Source organism: Mesorhizobium sp. WSM4821, from assembly GCF_055901555.1.
In genome coordinates this window covers 5,815,334-5,834,135 of record NZ_CM148371.1, presented here as the reverse complement: position 1 = coordinate 5,834,135, position 18,802 = coordinate 5,815,334, and the positions used below count along the sequence as shown (strand labels likewise).

Genomic DNA, 18,802 nt, shown 5'->3' with positions numbered 1-18,802 from the left:
CTTGTTACCTTTCATCCTTCTGAGCCGTCTTCTTGGCGTCGGGAACGCCGGCAAGAAGCCGGAATTCCTTCAGCCCCGACGGGGCGAGATCTTCCATCAGTTCAACAAAATCCATATGCACCATCCGGCGCACGCGCCGCGCCAGGTGCGGGATCGGGCTCGACGGCTCGGTGCGGTCGTAAAAGGCGACGACAAGGTCGAGGCATTTGACGACGTCGTCGCGCGAGGAAATCCGGTCAGGCAGCCCCGTGCTCGGTTCCGCGTAACTCGCCATGCTTGCCATAGGATCGGCTCCGTGACCGTTTCGAACAGGCATTTCCGGACTTGCAGTCGTGGGGGCTGGCTTCGCCGCGCCGTTCGTCGTCGCGCCGATTGTTGAATTCCGTTCGAGGGTCGACAGCAAACGCTGCAGAAAGCGTTTCAATTCCGGGACGGCGGCGCCGCCGTCCTCCAGACGAACGTTGAGCGCCGTCTCGACCGCATCAAGAGCCGTGATCGCCGCTTGCGCGTCGGCGATGAGCGACGTCATCTCCGCATTGGCTTGATCAGCCTGCGCCGCGCATCCGCTGCGCACCCGATTGAGAAGCTGACTGTGCGCGCTGACCAGCGCCGCCTTTTCGGCCGCATTCAATCCTGAAGCCGCCTCCAGAAGCATGACCCGTTCGTCGAGCGCGCCTTGCTCCAGATCGCGTCCGCTGATCGGTCCGATCGCGCGCGGTGCAAAGAACGTCATTTGCCGCAAGTTCGCCAGTAACCCGTCCTGGCCATTTTGGAGGTCGAGCAGGGCGTTGATACGGCGCAAGGCGGCGTCGCGTGGCGCAGCATTGGGCCGCAGTGCCGGATGCATGGTGTCCCAATGCTGATCGAAGGTCCGCGCAATAAGGGTCAGACCATGCGCGAGCCCGGCGAGCCCCTGCTCATTGGCCAGCGCCCGTGTGACAATGACAAGCAGGCGCAGGTCCCGGCCATGCGCGCGCAATTGCTCCGCCTTGTCGAGAACGGCGGGCCAGTCGACCGGAACGGTGCTTTGCGAAGAGGCCTTGTTGTTGCCGTCGTGGACGACCTTGACCTGCGGTTCCGTGAGGCGCTCCAGCTCATGAAAGGCTGGATCGTTGCGCAAATCCTCCCCTGACGGATTTTCACCGTCCAGCGGATTCAGCCAGAGTGCGAGATCGATCACACCAACCCCCAGCAAGCGGCCCCTGTGCCGTGCGTGACCCAACGTTATCACACTGCGTCACTTTACCACAATTCAGTTGCTGCTCAATCTTAATGGAAGCTTGCCAGCCGAGTCCGGCGCTCGATATCGGCGTCATAATTGTCGAATCCTGAATGTGAATTCACCGCAAAAGCGATGGGCATTCCATGGCTGTTTGCGGCCGATGGCATGGGCTTTTGCCCGGGACGTACAAAGTCGGTCCAATCGGACACTTGGGCGCCTGTCAATCACACGCTTTGTCAAGTCGCTGCTTATGTGGCAGTTTATGGACTGGCAGATCCCAGGAGCAAGTTCGATGGAACAGCGCCGGTCGTCGCAAAGCTTCAAACGCAAGGAACTGGTCGGCAAGCTGAATCCCGTCTGTTTGCGCGCCTTCAAGGCTGCGGCCGACACCGCCAAACTGCGCGGCAATCCCTACGTCGAACTCGTTCATTTCGTCGAACAACTGGTGCTTTCCGAGCGCTCTGATGTTCAGCTGATACTGGCGGACGCCGGGGTGGATGCGAGCCGGCTCACGGCCGATATGACCCGCGCCGTCGACAAGCTGCCCTATGGCGCCACTTCGATCGAGGAATTTTCCGATCATATCTTTCACGCCATCCAGGAGGCCTGGAGCCTGGCGGGGCTGGAATTCAGCGTCGAGGAAGTTCGCAGTGCGCATATTCTGCTCGCCTGCCTGAAGACGCCGGTGCTGGAAGGCCTGCTGTCAAAGATCAGCGGCGAATTCGACAAGATCGATGCCGACGCCGTCATTGCGCGGTTCGCCGATGTGGTGGAGGGCTCACTCGAAGCTGGCGCCTCGGCTGCGGTTCCCGCCGTCGAAACGCCGCGGCGCGCTCCAGGCGGGGATTCGGCGCTGGCCAAGTATGCAACCGACCTGACCCAGCGCGCCCGCGACGGCAAGATCGATCCGGTCGTCGGTCGCGATCCGGAGATCAGGCAGATCGTCGATATCCTGATGCGGCGCCGGCAAAACAATCCGATCCTGACCGGCGAGGCCGGGGTTGGCAAAACCGCGGTCGTCGAGGGTTTTGCATTGCGCATCGCCGAGGGCGACGTGCCGCCGACGCTGCAGGGCGTCAGCGTGCGCATGCTCGATGTCGGCTTGATGCAGGCCGGCGCAAGCGTGAAGGGTGAATTCGAAAAAAGGCTGAAGGCGGTCATCGATGAGGTTCAATCCTCCGAAACGCCGGTCATCCTCTTCATTGACGAAGCGCACACCTTGATCGGCGCCGGCGGCGCGGCCGGAACCGGTGACGCGGCCAATCTGCTGAAGCCGGCGCTGGCGCGCGGCGAGCTTCGCACGATCGCCGCGACGACCTGGGCCGAATACAAGCAGCACATCGAGAAAGACCCTGCGCTGACCCGCCGTTTCCAGGTGGTCAAGATAGATGAGCCGTCCGAAGCGGTCGCCGTTCTCATGCTGCGTGGTGTGGCCGGTATCCTCGAGCAGCACCACAAGGTGCAGATACTCGATGAGGCGATCGAGGCGGCGGTCAGCCTGTCTCATCGCTACATCCCGGCGCGGCAACTGCCGGACAAGGCCGTGAGCCTTCTCGACACCGCCTGCGCCCGTGTCGCCATTTCGCAGCATGCCACCCCGGCCGAGGTCGAGGATATCATGCGCCGCCGCCAGGCGCTGGAGGTCGAGCGCGGCATCATCGGCCGCGAGGCGGCGATCGGCATCGACGTGGCCGACCGGCAGGCTCGTGTCGAAACTGGGCTCGCCGAGACCGAACTCGCGCTCACCACCGCGCAGGAACGTTGGGATCGGGAAAAGGCGCTGGTTGGCGAGATACTCGAATTGCGCGCCAGGCTGCGCGGCGAGGGTGTGCCGCTCGACGCTGTGGAGACTTCGGAGGCGGTCGCCGAAACAGCAGGCGCCGATGCGCCTGAGATCGAAACAACTGCCATCGAAACACCTGAAACCGAAACACCTGAAACCGATGCCGAGGCAATGGCCACTGCGGGTCCGTCTCCACCCGATCCGGCCGCTGATCTCGCGCGACTGCGCGAACTGATGGCCGAACTGGCCGAGGCGCAGGGTGAGACGCCGCTGATCCTGCCGTCAGTCGACCGCAATGCCGTGGCTGCCGTGGTACAGGATTGGACCGGCATCCCGACGGGACGGATGCTGTCGAGCCAGACCGAAAAGGCGCTGCGGCTCGCCGCCACTCTGTCCGAACGCGTGGTCGGCCAGGATCATGCCATGGAGATGATCGCCAAGCGCGTGCAGACCAGCCGCGCCGGGCTCGGCGCGCCCGAAAAACCAGTGGGGGTTTTTCTGCTCTGCGGTCCATCGGGCGTGGGTAAGACCGAAACCGCGCTCGCCTTGGCCGAGATGCTCTACGGCGGCGAGCAGAACCTCATCTCCATCAACATGTCCGAGTTCCAGGAGGCGCATACGGTCTCTACCTTGAAGGGCGCGCCGCCCGGATATGTCGGTTATGGCAAGGGCGGCATCCTGACCGAGGCGGTCCGGCGAAAGCCCTATTCAGTGATCCTGCTCGACGAGGTCGAAAAGGCGCATCCGGACGTGCACGAGATCTTCTTCCAGGTTTTCGACAAGGGGATGATGGACGACAGCGAGGGCCGGCGGATCGATTTCAAGAACACGCTGATCCTGCTCACCTCGAACGTCGGCTCTGAGGTCATCATGGACCGGACCAGAAACGGCACGCTGCGGGCGGGGCTCGACGATCTGGACACAGCGTTACGCTCCCCGCTGTTGAAGGTCTTCCCGGCGGCCTTCCTTGGCCGGGTGGTGACCATTCCCTACTACCCGCTGTCGGATTCGATGATCGAAGCCATAACCCGCCACCAGTTCGCCAAGATCGCCCGCCGGCTGCGTTCAAGCAACGATGCCGAGCTGGTGATCGGCGACGGCGTCATGGACCTGGTCAAGGCCCGCTGCACCGAGATCGAATCCGGCGGGCGCATGATCGATGCCATCCTGACAAATACGCTTCTGCCGGAATTGAGCCGGGGGGTGCTGAACAGGTCGCTCGAGGGCCAAAAGATGACGAAGGTGACTGTCGGAGCCTCCGAAGGAGGTTTCACCTATTCTTTCGAATAGCTCGGGAGCAATTCCAACGAAACCTGCGGACGGCTTTTGAGGAGACTCGAGATTGAAAACAGTCGCCGGGGCGGTGGAGATTTGAAGCAGAGCACCGGATAATCCTTTGTTTACAATGACTCATGCATATGAGTTAACTCAGACTCTTAACAGCCCCAGAACCGTATCCAGTGAGCGGGATCCTGATCGCCCCGACGACACAACACTGGAATCCTAAAATGGAAGGCGTCCGTCGCGATTGGCGCGCGCTGATGCCGATGGAGCGCTATCGAGCAGGCTCGGGCCTTATTGAGAAGGGCCAATAGCCGAAGCGCCTGGCAATGCGGCGCTAGTCCTTGCGCCTGCCCAAGATGATCTCGATACGCCCGCGCTTCCTGTACGTTGCTTGTCGCGATCGCTTGGGCAATATGATCTCCAACACCGAGCAGAAGCCCATTTTCCCGTGGGCTCGCTATGGGCTCGAAGCGGTGTCAGCCTCAAAGATGCGTGTACGAACGTTGAAAGGGACGATGATGAACAAGCTGGGAGTTCATGCGCTGGTCTGGGAGGCGGGCTGGAGCCATGACGAGTGCGCGCGTGCCGTTGCAAAAACGGCGGAGGTCGGGTTTGACTTCATCGAGGCGCCGGCGCTCGATCCGAGCTCCATCGACGTCGACTTCACGCGTCGCCAGCTGGAGAAGAACGGCATCGGCATCAACCTCTCGCTGGGCCTGGACGCCGATACCGACATCTCGAGCGGCGACAAGGCCAAGGCCGCCCGCGGCAAGGCGAGGCTGGAACAGGCGCTGAGCGTCGCGCGCGATGTCGGCGCGACGCATGTCTGCGGCATCCTCCACTCGGCTTTTCAGAAGAACGCGGTGCCGACCACCGCCGCCGGCGTCGCAATGTCAGCCGACATACTGGCGCAGGTCGCCGAAACGGCCGCCAGGAGCGGCATCACGCTCGGACTTGAGGTGGTAAATCGCTACGAATCCAATGTGCTCAACACGGCGTCCCAGGGTGTCGAACTGTGCAAGCGCATCGGCGCTCCCAACGTCAAGGTTCACCTCGACGTCTACCATATGAATATCGAGGAATCCGATATCGCGTCGGCAATCAAGGAGACCGGCGACTATCTCGGCTACTTTCATACCGGCGATTCGCATCGCGGCTATATGGGGTCCGGAAGCATCAACCTCGCCGAAGTGTTCCGCGCCATCGTGGCCTCCGGCTACGAAGGCCCGATCGCCTTCGAGAGCTTTTCCTCGCGCGTTGTCGGTCAGCCGCTCGAAGGCATTCTGGGCATCTGGCGCAACCTTTGGGAAGATGGCCACGACCTGGCGTCGCACGCGTTGATGTACACGCGGGCCCAGCTGAAATCCGCGCATGAAAGTCTGAGGCAAGCGGAGCGCAGCCGCCTGCCTTGAACAATCTTCCCGTTCCGGTCGGTGGATCGATGGAGCGGCTGCAGGGCCTCGAAATCCCGCATCTGCAGGCCGCGCCCGAGGGCAAACTAGCCGCGAAGCCTGAGGAACAAGTCTCGCGCATTGAACAGCTCAGAGCGCACCAGCACGAAGAGAGCCGTACCATAGACAGCGGCTCCAAGGACAATTGCGCCAATAAGGAGTGTCTCTTCGGCGGCGTGCTCAGGCGCGTTGCGTAGCCACGCGCTGACGGCGCCGAACATCAGGAGGGCGGCGAGTGCCAGTCGTGGGAAGATCTCAAGCGGTCTCAGCACGTCGATACGCGCGATGCGCTGAGCGTAGAAGAGGAAAATTGGTAGCAGGACCAGGCTGCAGGCTACGAGCGCCACCATTGTCATCTCAAGGCTGATCTGCGCAGTGATGGACAACAGCATCGTTGCGACAACAGTGTAGGCTATGTTCAACACCAGGATCAACCTGGAGTGACCCATTGCAAGGATCGTAAACGCGCAGAGGCTGTCAATGGTGCGTTGCAGGCCAAGCAGCATGAGAATCTGGACAGCGACGACCCCGCTGGCCCATTGCGGGCCGAAGATAAAGGGAACCGCGATCGGTGCGATCGCGGCAAACCCGATGAATGCAGGAAATCCCGCTATCCCGGCCATGCGGACGGTCGTGTTGAAGAAACGGTCGATCTTTTCGGGTTGATCTTGAATCCGTGCCACGGTGGGCATGGTGACAGCCATCAGCGGACTGAGGAATACTTGCACCAGAAGGTCGAGCGGACGACGGGCCAGAGCATAGATTCCGACCGCATGGGGGCCGAGGAACGTACCGAGCAGGACCTTTGGGATCTCCTCGTTCAAAAAATTCCAAAACGTCTGGACGATAAGCGGGCCGCCAAATCCTAACAGGTCACGAACCTTTGCATAGGAGAAGGTAAGGCCGGGCCGCCAGGAACTGCCAAGGAGAAGAACAGCGGTTTCCACAACCGCTTTTGCAAGGTGCATCCAAACCATGCTCCACACGCCGAAACCGGCTATTGCCAGGACGATGCCGAGTGTGCCGCCGACGAGGGTGCCGGCAATTGTACGCAACGCGAACAAGCGGAACTCGAGTTGGCGCTTCAACACAGCCGCAGGTACCGACGAGAGGGCCTGAATTACGACGACCACGCTGCTCCAGCGAATGAGATCTTCGAGAATCGGCTGTCCGAACGCTGCAGCAATCAAACCGGCAGACGCCCAGATGAGCCCGCTGATCACAGCGCCGGTCGCGGCGAGAAGCCAGAAGGCCGAGTCAAAGTGTGAGGACTCGATTTTAGGATGCTGGATGAGTGCCTCAGGTATTCCGACCGTCACCGGAACAGCAAGAATGACGGGTACAACCATGGAGAGGGCGGCGAGGCCGAATGCTTCAGGTCCCAGATGCCTGGCTAACACGACAAAAACGGCAAACATGGCTGCTTGCCGCCCCCATGTTTCGACTGCTGCCCAGGCTGCGCCGCTGACAATCTTCGCGCCGATCGATGTCATCGCACGTCTCTTTGCCCGTTGGCATACAGGCCTGCGACTTTCGATCGCGCAGCCAAGGCTTTCCGCCTTCGTCTCACGGCTGCGCCGCTAGCGATCTGGCCTGGTCTACGTGAATAATAAGGAGAGCCGTCGACCTCTCTCCAGCTATCGTATGTCGAGCTGGAGCCGCGCGAACGCAGAGCCGTCGCGGACCACGGACAGCGTTTGGCGTGCTTGCTCGTCATTCGTATTCCACCACCCACAAGCACCCATGGCTGAGGATACTGTGGTTGGAGAGGAAGAGTGGCTGCATCCAGTTCTTATTGGTCATAGGCAGCTCCTCTGGAGATCCTCTTTCTAGCGCAATCAAATCAGGCTTGTTGCGGCCGATATCCTGATGTCATCGCCGCGGGCGCGTTGCTGGGGTTGGAATTCGTTCGAGTGCATCGCGCCAGACCTTACGCCGGAGCGTGGGAACGTAAACGTCCCCAAACGGCGTATGCCTTTTTGGTGCAGCCTGATTGCCGATTGACCATCCCGCGTTCCACATGCCCATCCGCGCGGGCGTCAAGCAGCGGGCTTGGCAGCTGTCTCTTGCCGTGCTGGCCTAACAACAAGCTGCGGTCCGTTCGCCGGTGACCTTTCCAGCTCTATTCCCGCTCGACCCCTTGTTTGAGCGCTCGCCAGTCATGCAGCGTGGCGTTTCACAACCCAGGATTGCGCCGGAGACCTTCAAGCTGCCGTTCAGGGAATGTAATCCTCGCCCTCCGATCCGAGCGCGATGGCCGTAGCGGTCGTAGCGCATCTTGATGTGCCACAGGATCGGCATCGAAGACCGATCTCGACCATCGGCTTGGGACGGCTCTCTGTTTCCTCGGCCAGCCGAGGCCCAAACGCTGCGCAAGGATACCCACGTTCACAAGCCTCCCCACCAGCAAACACGGGTCTCGAACGCCCGTGAGTTCTGTTACCATGGGCGATCGGCGTTCAACGACGCCGAGCGAACTGATGATGGAAGCGCACCGATGTGGACCTTTAGACGGACCTTCAGCACCATGCTTGACAATCAATTGCGACTGCGGCTCAGGCCGTTTGAGGCAGGCGACTGGTCAGCGTCTGCTGTCATTGTTGCGCCCCATCCGGATGACGAGACGCTGGGTTGCGGTGGCGTTGCGGCCAAAAAGATTGCCTCGGGCGCCCAGGTCCGTTTTGTCTTCGTCACCGATGGCGCCGCGTCTCATCGCCACCTTATGCATCCTGAAACCTTGCGGGCGACACGCGAGGCCGAAGCCATAGAAGCAGTTCGTCGTCTGGGCGCATCATCCGAAAGTGTTACATTCTTACGCCTTCCAGACGGGGCGGCCAATCATCACCTTCATGAGATAACAGCTGCGGTCGTGTCGAGGCTCAACTCATGGCGGCCGCAGAGCGTTTTCGTGAACCATGCAAAGGATCCGACGTCCGATCATGTCGCCGTCAATGCAGCAGTTCGCGCGGCGCTTCGTGCCTATGGTCGCCCTGTCACGGTATTCGAGTATCCAGTCTGGTATTGGTACCATTGGCCATGGACAAGTCTGTGGGGCGATTTGCCGAAAATGTGGCGTGTTACTTTGCGGCAGACGATCAAGACGGCGGCAGGGCTGCGGGCGCCGTTCATGCTCAATAGCCTCGCCTATGTTGGCGATGTTATCGGCGTAAAGCGTGAAGCGCTGGCGGCGCATGCCTCGCAGATGCAGCGCCTGGAGAACCAAGATGAATGGCGGACGCTGTCGGACTTGTCGGGGGGAGATTTTGTCGGACGGTTGCTGGCCGACTACGAAATGTTCACACGCTACGAAATCAATATCTAGCATGTGTGGCCGCCTGGTCGCGGTCATTATGATGGGGTGCATCCTCGCAAGTTGCGACGCCGCTCAGGGACAGCGACCTCCCGAAGAAATTCTAGAGTCTGGTCTTGTTTTTGAACGCAAAGAGATTGCCCCCTATTCAGGAGACGTAAAGCTTGTTGGCGATATAGACGGCGATAATCGACTGGATTTCGTTCTTGGCGGCTTCCCCGAGGATGCGATGTCTTGGTGGCGGTGGCCCGATCTGGTCCGCACCGTAATCGCCACGCCCCACGTCGAGTTCACCACCGACGGCGTGCTTGCCGACATCGATGGGGACGGTGATCCCGACATCGTCACGGCCGATGGGCCCGATGCCGTCAATCTCGTCTGGTTCGAAAACCCGCGGCCGAATGACAACCCGGCCGACGGTCCCAGCTGGAAGCGCCGGGAAATCGGTGCAGTCGGCGGCTGGGGCAAAGACATCAAGGCGGCCGATTTCGACGGGGACGGCCTCGTTGATATCGTCGTTCGGGCGGCTGGCGAAGTGATGATTTTCTTCCAGGAAAGCCCCAGCTCCTGGACCCGCGTGGGCTTGTTCTCCTTCAACTTGGGCGAAGAGGGAATGGCAATCGGCGATATTGACGGCGATGCTGATGTCGATCTCGTCCTGCACGGAGTATGGGCGTCGAATCCAGGCGCAGCGGCAGCACGCGATCCAGCACTATGGCGCAGCTACGAGCTTGGTCCGTTCAATCCTGCATTCAAGGCGCTCGTCACCGACCTTGACCAGGACGGCCGCGCCGACATTTTGACTTCGAGTTCCGAGCACACTGACGACGTCGCCTGGTTCCAGCCCCTCGCCGGTCCGACGGGCCGCTGGATCCGCCATGTCATTCAGCCATCCGTCGCGGGCGCCCATACGCTGCAGGCAGCCGACATGGACGGAGACGGGGACATCGATGTCGTGGTCGGGCAGATGCATACGACCGAGGAGCGCGAACTGGCGATCCATTACAATATCAACGGGCAAGGAACGCGCTGGGCCCGTCAGGTGATCGACGATGTGGGTCTCCACAACGGCGTCGTCGCCGATGTCGACAGGGACGGCGATTTCGACATCTATGGGGCGAACTGGGTGGGCAACCCGCCCGTCAGAGTTTGGATCAATCGGCTGGATTCGCCTGCATCGGTCCGCCTCGACCGCTGGACCTATCATCGCATAGCGAACGGGCATGTCCGCTCCTTTGGGCTCGCTTTTTCCGACATGGATGGTGATGGTCGCACAGACATCATCTCGGGTCCGTTCTGGTACCGTCAACCGTCCGAAGCCTGGAGCACACAATGGGAACGGGTCCGGCTTGCCGAGGGTGTGGACGCGGTCGCAGCCCTGGATCTCGATGGCGATGGGCGCGGGGAGGTCATAGCGCAGCGCGGCGGAGGCACGGCGCTGCAGCTGGTGTGGCTCGATGCCGAGGACAGCCAAGCGCAGCGCTATGAAGTGCACGGGATCGGAGAGGTTCCCGCCGCCAGTCATGATCTCGGCTCTCAGGGCCATGCGCTAGCCCAGATCGTGAAAGGTGGCAAGCCGGAGCTGGCGGTCTCGAGCGGCGGTGGGGTTTTCTATTTCAAGAGTCCTGACGATCCAACAGTCGAGCCATGGCCGCGCACCCGCATCTGCGTCGAAGCGTCTGATGAAGGGATCGCGTTTGCCGATATCGATGGCGACGGTCTACTTGACCTTGTCGCCACGACCGGCGATGCAAAGACGGTCGCATGGTGGCGCAATCCAGGTGACGGCTCGCCAGACTGGGAGCTTCGGCATGTTGGAAACGTTCCTGAAATGGTCTATCCCGACCGCGTGGCGGCCGCCGATGTTGATGGCGATGGACGTGCGGACATCGTCGTCACCGAAGAAAATGGCATAGCCGACAGCGCTAAGGCATATTGGTGGCACAACCCCGGCGACAGCTCCTCCGACTGGGAGCAACACGAAATCACCACGCGCGGTTCCCTCAACAGCCTTTCAGTGTCCGATATGACCGGGGACGGCAGGGTGGATCTCATCATGGGCGAGCATCGCGGCGCACTTCGCCTGTCAAGCTGGCATAATCTGGGTGGGGGACGGTTCATCGAGCAGCTGGTCGGCGAAGGGATGGAAAGCCATCTGGGAGCAAGGACGGTCGACCTTGACGGTGACGGGGATCTCGACATCGTGTCGATCGCATGGGACGCATTCGAAGCCATCCATGTCTGGCGCAATGACGCGGTCGGCGTGGATGCTGATGGCAACTAAAAGGTCCGCTGACGGGGAGGGGTGAGCATCGGCCGGCGCGCCGCATGAACCGTAGCGACCTCGTCCGGCACCACCTGTTTACAGCGCTGCGCGGGCGCTTCTGCCCCGGCGCTCAAGTCCGGGAAAATTCGATGCCCTGAACGAATTTCGATGCCCTCATGAAGGCGTCCGATCAGCGGATACAATCTGCCGTTGGTTCAACCGATGCTATGGAGGCGGCAAAGCCTATCCACGAGTTTGCCCGCAACCACTACCATCTGTTTCTCGTCGGCCAGTACAAGATCAGGGATATTGGTCGCGGATTGTGCTGCTTTGGACAGCAAGAATGAGATCGTCCTGTTCAACCTGGCCAGAGCCTTCCTCGAGCACATTGCTGCGTTGGCCTATCAACTCCGCGCGCTGGAAAAGGCGGTGACTGAGTTCCCGAGGAAAGCCGAACTTAAGAGCTTGAAGGACACGATCTACATCACAGGGTAGCGGAAAGCTGTACTACAATGAAGGAGGGGCCATTCATGTCGATGACATGATCAAGGCGTTGATGAAGCACTATGAATCTTCACGCCGCGAGTACGACGCACTGTGTGAGTTCATTCATCCGAACTACGGATGTGATGCCCCGGCGACGTGGCCAGGCGACTAGGAATGGGTGTTGATGTCCTGCTCAATCTGCCGTGCTGATTCCAGAATGTCATCGAAACTCGGCGGAGTGCCGAAGATCATGGCCGCCGTATTGGCATAGTCGCGCGTGAGCGCGTCCACCATCTTTGGAGCGGGCGCGATTGCGAAGCTGCCCGGGACTGCTGAGGCGAGGTCATAGTCGGGACGGTCGAAAAACATTCGTGCGTGCCGCACACAATCGGCGCCAAGATCGAGATCGCCGAGCGCGGCCTTTCCGGTCTCGGATCCGAGAAGACAGTGCAGGTCGTAATAGTGCCGAGACACCCGCTGGCCTTCCTGCCGCAGTTCGCCGCGCCGCTCGTACCAGCGGCGCAATCCATGGGCGATCACCACCTTGTCCCAAAAGGTGCGGGTCGCCTCGATCGTGGTCACGTCGGCGACGGTGAGATCAATGCCTGCCGCTTCCTCCGCGACATAGGGTGTGATCGTGATGGGGCGATTGGGATCGAGCGCCGATTTCGCGCCGGACTCGAGGCGTATGACCGGTCGCACATAGGCGCCATCACGCGGCTCGACCTCGGGATACCAGAGCAGCAGGGTCTGATCATCGGCATCGGCTTCGTCGAGCTCCACCCGTCCGGCGCCGTTCGTAATATCGGCAAGTTGAGCGGTGAGGAAGTCTCGCAGCGGCCTGTGATATACGCACGGCAGGCGTCCCGGATGGCGTCGAGCTTGGCGCGGCGTTTCTTGTTCGACAATCCCTCAAGCTCTTCGACGGAGGCAGCCTCGTCGAGATCGTCGCGGAACACGGTAACGTCGATGTCCTCGGAAAAACGCTGGATGAGGCCATAGCCTTTTGACAGCGACGTCCCGCCCTTGAAAAGCAGCCGTGGCTCCCCCGCAGGCCGTTCGTGGTAGAGCGAATTGAGGGTCCAGCAGACCCAGAAATCCTTTTCGACATTGCCCACCGGAGCTCCGATCCGATTGGCCGTGGCGAGGAACAGGTCGAGCCGGTCACGTGGGGATGCCGCGATGATCTGGCGGTAAGCATCGGTGCTCATGGCTTCGCCTCGTGCGGGTCCGTCCTCAGGATTTCGCGGAGGAACTCCTGCATCCAGATCGGCACGGCGGAGAGACCGGCGCGCAGATCCTCGCGAATGGCCTCGCCGTGCTTGGGGTCGGCAAACAGGCGGCGCAATGTCGCCTGGATACGCTTCCGTTCGCCCTTCTGGGTCAGCATGTCCCGCATCCAATGCAAGGCCTGGACGACCCGCATCCCCGGCCGATCCGCCCAATAGAGGCGGCTAGGGGCAGCGTATTTGAAGTGGATTTCCTGCGTGCCGAGCTTGATTGGCTTCAACCGCGCATCGACCAGCACTTCTATTCGGGCGGGGACGGCGGTCGTCAGGCCGAGGTCGTTGGCGGCCGTCATACCATCGATGACGGCGCGCGCCCGATCGCGGCGCGTGACGGCGCGGATCACAGCGCGATAGTCCGGCACGGTGGCGCGGCCAGTCAGGTTGTTCGTGCGCGGCCGGTCATAGAGGCCTCGGTCGATCCGGCGCAGCTCCCCGGCGGCTGCCAGGCGCTGCAGGGTTTTGTCCACGGCGGCGCGCGCGCCGAGATCGGCGAAGTCGCCGGGAGTCCAGACCTCGTCGGGTTTGGACTCAATGCGGGCAAGCAGGCGCGAGCGAAGGTCGGTATCGGGCTCAACTATGGGCATGTCTGAAATATGCTACAAATTTCGGACAAAGGCAATTACTTGAGTCCGAAATAAGCTACAATTTTCGGACACTAGTGGCGCCCAACCCCAAAAATGGAACTAGCATTTTGGCATTGAAGGATTATGGCCCGAGATCGAATGCCCTCCTTCCGCAGGGGCACGACATCAGCCCGGTTGACTCTTAGTCAAGAGGAGAACAAATATAGAACATATCACAGGCTTTCCGCGTTTCAAGGGTCAGATGAGTGTATCGGCGTCGAAGCCGGCGACGAAAAATCCGTCCTTGCCTGTTTCGAAGAGGGTCTTCGTGGCGGTTTTGGCGCGGTCGTTGCCGAGATAGCCAGGCTTTCGATGACGGGCGGCTTCAGCTTGCCGCCGTCGTGTAGTGTGGTCGCTTACTCCGACAGAATCACAATTCGCTGAAAATCACTCACTTCTTTTTGGAGCAGACACTAAGAAATGAGTTGTCGCATAAACACCCGAACGACAGCCATGTCAGCCTTTTCGCAGTTTAGTCCATGAGGGCTACCGCAGCAGAAACCTGCTCAGCGGCAGCTCGAACGTATCGGTATGGTTTTTCAGTGCATGCAGAATTTCGATGCCGCTGAAGCGCCGGGCATCATAAAGACACAGGCTGATGATCGGATAGCTGTGCCCGATCTGCCGGTCATAGCGCGTCTCGAAATTCACCAGCTCGTCGGCACTTAGGCCCCGGTCCAGAAACCACGCCATGTCGCCAACCAGTCGGAGCTTGCCGAAACCCTCCTGCATCGCCAGCCCCGAAGGCCTCGTCAGCGCCGGCACTCTGGGCGGCGTCGATCAGGCGCAGGCGCCCCGTTTCGATATCCGGGCCAAGGTCGCTACGCAGGCCCCGCAACCGTTCTGGGCGCTGATGGCATCCCCAAATCTCGATGCGAAAAATCGGCGGCTGGCAGACACTTCCAATCAAGCCGCTCGATCAGCAGATTGACCTCGCCGCTTGAACCGATAAGCTCAACCTACCGGAGGCTGCTCCGCCGAAGTCCAACACCATCCGCTACGGCACCGCAAGCCGGGCCGCTCATGCCTTTATGACGTTGTCGGTGCGTGACTGACTGCGCGCACAAGCATTTCTGGTATCGAGCACCAGCTTTGCGTGCTTGGTGACGTTGTGCCAATCAATCGCATCATGGTCTGTCGAGATGACAACGGCATCATACGATGCCAGACTGCTGGCGCAGATATCCACAGAGAGGCGACCTGCCAGGGTGGCGTACTCTCTTGTTCCGGGTATTTCCGGTACATAGGGGTCGTGGTAATCAACGACTGCCCCGCGTCGCTCCATGATCTCGATCAGCTTCAACGATGGGCTTTCTCGTGTGTCACCCACGTTTTTCTTGTAGGACATCCCGATCACCAGGATCCGCGAACCGCTCAGGCCGCGGCTGGCTCGCTGGTCCAAGGCCTCGACAAGGCGGGCAACCACATAATGCGGCATGTTCGTGTTGATTTCACCGGCAAGTTCGATGAAGCGCGTCGCTACTTCGTACTCTCTTGCCTTCCAGGTCAGATAGAATGGGTCGATCGGGATGCAGTGCCCGCCGAGCCCTGGGCCTGGATAAAACGCCATATATCCGAACGGCTTGGTCTTGGCGGCTTCGATCACCTCCCAGACATCGATGCCCATCCTGTCAAAAATCACCTTTAGCTCATTGACCAACGCAATGTTCACAGAGCGAAATATGTTCTCGGTCAGCTTCACAGCCTCTGCCGTTGCGGTGGAGGCCACGGGAACGGTTTGCACGATGATCTGGTCGTACAGTTCCTTGGCAATCTGCAGGGACGATGGGTCGTCGGCGCCTATCACCTTTGCAACCGTGGCGGTGGTGTGCACATCGTTGCCTGGGTCCACCCGTTCGGGCGAATAGGCGAGAAAAAAGTCCTTTCCTATAGAAAGATTCGTCGCCTCGAGCAGCGGCTGCACGACCTCTCGCGTCGTTCCTGGCCAGGTCGTCGACTCAAGAACGACAAGTTGACCAGGGCGCAGCCGCTCCGCGATCGCACGTGCGCTGTTTTCGACGAACGACAGGTTCGGCTCCCGGTTTTTGGTAAGCGGCGTTGGCACCGCTATCAAGATCGCGTCGGGTTCGCCCAGGTCGGCGAAATCGCTGGTGGCGCGAAACCGCTTGCCGTCGACTGCTTCCTTGATGGCAGCGCCAGGCAAATGATCTATGCCGGTTTCTCCGCGGTTGAGAAGTGCAACCCGAGACGCGTCGATGTCGAAACCGATGACCTTGAACCCCGCGTCCAGCGAGATCATGGCGAGCGGCAAACCAACGTAGCCCAGGCCCATGATGCCAATGGTGTAGTCCCGCGTTCGGATGCGGTTAACCAGTTCCTGAAGGTCTGGAGCATTCTGCATGAGATGCTGGCAACTTTCGCTTCGATGTCGACAATAAAGGATCGCCTCAATTACCGCGGGGAAGCAGTTCACAGCAATCAGCAAAATGTATGCGCTTAGCCAGCCCCAGATCTGAAAATAGCATGGGTTGCACCATTGGGAGAACAGCCGAAGTGCTTACCCCAAGCCAAGTTGTCAAATAAATCTTGCGCTGCCACATTTAACTCTCAAGCGTCCCAAGGCTCCGGGAGCCAGCTTCGCTCGCGAGATCGAAGATGCCGCGTTTGGCGAAGGGACGCACATTGCATCAGTCGATTAAACTGTTCGGTCGAGGTGGATTATGACGCAATCGATCCTGGTAACTGGTGGAGCCGGCAATATCGGCAGTGCCCTCACTCGCGCGTTGGTCAAGCTACCCCAGACCCAGGTGGTCGTCGCTGACAACCTGTCGACCGGAAGTCGAGACAAGGTACAAATAGACGCGGGCAATCTGACCGTAGTAAAGGCGGACGCGAACGATTTCGACGACATCTCATCGTTGTTCTACCGCTTCCATTTCACCCACGTCTTCCATTTCGCAGCCGTGGTCGGTGTGCAGCGGACGTTGGCAAATCCGTTGCTCGTGCTGCGCGACATCACCGGTATCGAGAACGTGCTGAGGCTATGCAAGAACACTGGCGCCGAGCGTGTCTACTTCGCTTCGTCATCGGAGGTATATGGCGAACCTTTCGAGATTCCTCAAAACGAGAGCACCACGCCGCTTAACTCACGTCTGCCGTATGCAGTGGTGAAGAATCTTGGAGAGGTCTATCTGCGCACTTTTGAGCGTGAGTTTGGACTGCCATTTACCATTTTCCGCTTCTTCAACACCTACGGGCCACGTCAGAGCGAGGATTTCGTTCTGCCGCGATTTGTGCGTGCAGCTCTGCGCGGCGAGCCGCTGACGATTTACGGGGACGGTTCTCAGACCCGCACCTTCTGCTATGTCGACGACACGGTTGACGCTTGCATCGCGGTACATCGAACGCGCGCGCACGAGAACGAAGTGATCAACGTTGGCAGCGACGTGGAAATGAGTATTCGACAGCTGGCCGACTTTGTCATCGAAGTGCTGGGCTCGTCATCGAAGTTGGAATTCCGACCGCCCCTTGCGGAGGGCGACATGACGCGCCGCTGTCCTGACACGAACAAGATGAAGGCTATATTGAACCGTCCCCTCGTGCCGCTCGAAGAGGGCATTCGCCGCCTCGCCGACCACCTCTCCCGACCGGAAGACCGCCCTGCACTTAGAAGAGTTGCCTGAACGAGCTGACGGTGGGCAGTGACATGAAGCTCGTATATGTCGGTCAGCCGTACGATAGACTTTTTCCGCCTGTTCAAAACTCAATCGGTCTGATCGTCTACAATACGGCGCTGCGGCTCGGCGAAGGCCTGCAGATTACGCTCTATGGCAAGCATTATCGAGACGACACGGTGCCCGCGGACCTGCCGTTCGCGGTGCGGCGGGCTCCGGCGCTGCGTGACCGCGCGCTGCAGCGGGTCATCCACCAGTTTCCGCGTCTGGCGCGCTGGTTGCGGCTGGATCGGAAGGCCGATGACCACTCGCAATATCGTAACAAGGTTCGTCGCTACCTCGCCGTCGATCAACCTGATATCGTCCATGTGATGAATTACTGGGCATGGTGCCGGGAACTGAAGGCAGCCAACTCATCTCATCGGCTCGTGCTTGAGATGCAGTGTGAGTGGCTGTCACAGCGCGACCACGCTCAGGTGGCCCGTCAGCTCAAGGTGGTGGATGCGGTCGTCGCCGTCAGCGACCATATCGCAACGACCTTTCGTTCTGCATTCCCGGACTATCCTGGCGTCGTCGCCACTGTCGGTAACGGCGTGGACGTTTCTTACTTTCGGCCGAGCGAGCAGCCGGCTCCTGCATCCGCCAGAACCCGACGTGTCATTCTGTTCGTTGGTCGGGTGTCGCCAGAGAAGGGGCTTCACACACTGATCGAGGCCTTCAGTGAGGTTGCGGCCAGGTTTGCGGACGTGGAACTTCGGATCGCAGGGCCACATTCTCCGCTTCCGCTGGACTTCCTGACCAGCCTCTCGTCGGATCCGCGGGTAACCGCGTTGAGCCGTTTCTACGATCGCTGGGGCAATAGCCAATATCGGGAACACTTAGAGGAACTCATCGAGCGCCACGGGTTGCATGATCGAGTTCACTTCATGGGTAACGTGCCCCACAAGGACCTCGTAGCGACGTACCATGAGGCCGACATCGTTGTGAATCCGTCCCTCAGCGAGAGCTTCGGTATATCGGTCGTGGAGGGCATGGCATGCGGGATACCGGTGGTGGGAACGCGCGTGGGCGGGATGTGTGAATCCATTCTGGCTGGCAGGACCGGGATGCTGGTCGAAATGGATGCTCCTGGCGAGCTCGCCCAGGCATTGATCACGATGCTGGAGGATACGGTCCGGGCAAGCGAAATGGGAAGCGAAGGGCGCAAGCGTGCCGTCGAGCTGTATTCGTGGGAGGCGCGCGCAGAACGGCTCAAGTCCGTCTATCAGAAACTGCGCCCAGGCAAGCGGGCCCATGTTTCCACAAAGATCGTCAGTCATTGAGCCTTAGCGGTGGGCGGCGATCGCCAAGTGATCGCAGCTTGCAGACCGATGTGATGCGCATGCGGCGATCCTCGGTGTAGCGCTCAACCCGGTATCGGTCCACGCCCAACCCATGTCGGATTTGGAATGGG

General features: G+C 60.2%; 12 protein-coding genes and 2 pseudogenes. 8 read left to right on the top strand and 6 right to left on the bottom strand.

Annotated features, from left to right (window positions below):
* Positions 1-4 precede the first annotated feature (4 nt).
* The gene (gene tssA / locus AC0NID_RS28565) at positions 5-1,180 is read right to left on the bottom strand and encodes a type VI secretion system protein TssA (protein ID WP_473455799.1); all 1,176 of its coding nucleotides are present in this window, start codon (positions 1,178-1,180) and stop codon (positions 5-7) included.
* A 334-nt stretch (positions 1,181-1,514) separates the two neighbouring features.
* Between tssA and tssH the strand changes: the two genes are divergently transcribed.
* Positions 1,515-4,295 carry a type VI secretion system ATPase TssH gene (gene tssH, locus AC0NID_RS28560; RefSeq protein ID WP_473455798.1) on the top strand — a complete coding sequence of 927 codons (2,781 nt, stop codon included), beginning with the start codon at positions 1,515-1,517 and terminating at the stop codon, positions 4,293-4,295.
* A gap of 509 nt (positions 4,296-4,804) precedes the next feature.
* On the top strand, positions 4,805-5,701 hold the full coding sequence (locus AC0NID_RS28555) for a sugar phosphate isomerase/epimerase family protein (protein WP_473455796.1): 897 nt from the start codon (positions 4,805-4,807) through the stop codon (positions 5,699-5,701).
* An 86-nt stretch (positions 5,702-5,787) separates the two neighbouring features.
* Here AC0NID_RS28555 and AC0NID_RS28550 read toward each other — a convergent pair whose 3' ends face one another.
* A complete protein-coding gene (locus AC0NID_RS28550; protein ID WP_473455795.1) occupies positions 5,788-7,233 on the bottom strand; it encodes a lipopolysaccharide biosynthesis protein in 1,446 nt (481 codons plus the stop codon).
* A gap of 1,034 nt (positions 7,234-8,267) precedes the next feature.
* On the opposite strand from AC0NID_RS28550, the gene AC0NID_RS28545 reads away from it, so the two are divergent.
* The 3 genes from AC0NID_RS28545 (at position 8,268) to AC0NID_RS28535 (ending at position 11,811) form a co-directional block, all read left to right on the top strand.
* Complete coding sequence (locus AC0NID_RS28545) at positions 8,268-9,062, top strand: PIG-L deacetylase family protein (RefSeq protein ID WP_473455794.1); 795 nt, start codon at positions 8,268-8,270, stop codon at positions 9,060-9,062.
* Position 9,063: 1 nt separating this feature from the next.
* On the top strand, positions 9,064-11,334 hold the full coding sequence (locus tag AC0NID_RS28540; protein ID WP_473455793.1) for an FG-GAP repeat domain-containing protein: 2,271 nt from the start codon (positions 9,064-9,066) through the stop codon (positions 11,332-11,334).
* Between the two features lie 312 nt (positions 11,335-11,646).
* On the top strand, positions 11,647-11,811 hold the full coding sequence (locus AC0NID_RS28535; RefSeq protein ID WP_473455791.1) for a hypothetical protein: 165 nt from the start codon (positions 11,647-11,649) through the stop codon (positions 11,809-11,811).
* A 159-nt stretch (positions 11,812-11,970) separates the two neighbouring features.
* On the opposite strand, the pseudogene AC0NID_RS28530 reads toward AC0NID_RS28535, so the two are convergent.
* Both AC0NID_RS28530 and AC0NID_RS28525 read right to left on the bottom strand, forming a co-directional pair.
* Positions 11,971-13,013, bottom strand: a pseudogene (locus tag AC0NID_RS28530) (nucleotidyl transferase AbiEii/AbiGii toxin family protein).
* On the bottom strand, positions 13,010-13,675 hold the full coding sequence (locus AC0NID_RS28525) for a DUF6088 family protein (RefSeq protein ID WP_473455790.1): 666 nt from the start codon (positions 13,673-13,675) through the stop codon (positions 13,010-13,012). Before AC0NID_RS28525 ends, AC0NID_RS28530 begins: the two are co-directional and overlap by 4 nt.
* Before the next feature lie 249 nt (positions 13,676-13,924).
* Here AC0NID_RS28525 and AC0NID_RS28520 point away from each other — a divergent pair.
* Positions 13,925-14,032: pseudogene (locus tag AC0NID_RS28520) on the top strand (damage-inducible protein); the annotation flags it as partial.
* A gap of 168 nt (positions 14,033-14,200) precedes the next feature.
* On the opposite strand, the gene AC0NID_RS28515 reads toward AC0NID_RS28520, so the two are convergent.
* Positions 14,201-14,446, bottom strand: coding sequence for an MEDS domain-containing protein (locus AC0NID_RS28515; protein ID WP_474033353.1), 246 nt, complete (start codon positions 14,444-14,446; stop codon positions 14,201-14,203).
* A 289-nt stretch (positions 14,447-14,735) separates the two neighbouring features.
* Positions 14,736-16,076 (bottom strand): nucleotide sugar dehydrogenase, encoded by a 1,341-nt coding sequence (locus AC0NID_RS28510; protein WP_473455787.1) that lies wholly within the window; start codon positions 16,074-16,076, stop codon positions 14,736-14,738.
* Positions 16,077-16,395: 319 nt separating this feature from the next.
* Here AC0NID_RS28510 and AC0NID_RS28505 point away from each other — a divergent pair, with 319 nt between their 5' ends.
* Together AC0NID_RS28505 and AC0NID_RS28500 are read left to right on the top strand one after the other, a co-directional pair.
* The gene (locus tag AC0NID_RS28505; RefSeq protein WP_292160260.1) at positions 16,396-17,358 is read left to right on the top strand and encodes an NAD-dependent epimerase/dehydratase family protein; all 963 of its coding nucleotides are present in this window, start codon (positions 16,396-16,398) and stop codon (positions 17,356-17,358) included.
* A 23-nt stretch (positions 17,359-17,381) separates the two neighbouring features.
* Positions 17,382-18,671: a glycosyltransferase family 4 protein gene (locus AC0NID_RS28500; protein WP_473455786.1), complete on the top strand. Its 1,290-nt coding sequence runs from the start codon at positions 17,382-17,384 to the stop codon at positions 18,669-18,671.
* The last annotated feature ends 131 nt before the right edge of the window (positions 18,672-18,802 follow it).

Coding starts and splice junctions, on each gene's coding strand:
- tssH (WP_473455798.1), top strand. CDS start 1,515: ATGGAACAGCGCCGGTCGTCGCAAAGCTTCAAACGCAAGGAACTGGTC.
- AC0NID_RS28555 (WP_473455796.1), top strand. CDS start 4,805: ATGATGAACAAGCTGGGAGTTCATGCGCTGGTCTGGGAGGCGGGCTGG.
- AC0NID_RS28550 (WP_473455795.1), bottom strand. CDS start 7,233: ATGACATCGATCGGCGCGAAGATTGTCAGCGGCGCAGCCTGGGCAGCA.
- AC0NID_RS28545 (WP_473455794.1), top strand. CDS start 8,268: ATGCTTGACAATCAATTGCGACTGCGGCTCAGGCCGTTTGAGGCAGGC.
- AC0NID_RS28540 (WP_473455793.1), top strand. CDS start 9,064: ATGTGTGGCCGCCTGGTCGCGGTCATTATGATGGGGTGCATCCTCGCA.
- AC0NID_RS28525 (WP_473455790.1), bottom strand. CDS start 13,675: ATGCCCATAGTTGAGCCCGATACCGACCTTCGCTCGCGCCTGCTTGCC.
- AC0NID_RS28515 (WP_474033353.1), bottom strand. CDS start 14,446: ATGCAGGAGGGTTTCGGCAAGCTCCGACTGGTTGGCGACATGGCGTGG.
- AC0NID_RS28510 (WP_473455787.1), bottom strand. CDS start 16,076: ATGCAGAATGCTCCAGACCTTCAGGAACTGGTTAACCGCATCCGAACG.
- AC0NID_RS28505 (WP_292160260.1), top strand. CDS start 16,396: ATGACGCAATCGATCCTGGTAACTGGTGGAGCCGGCAATATCGGCAGT.
- AC0NID_RS28500 (WP_473455786.1), top strand. CDS start 17,382: ATGAAGCTCGTATATGTCGGTCAGCCGTACGATAGACTTTTTCCGCCT.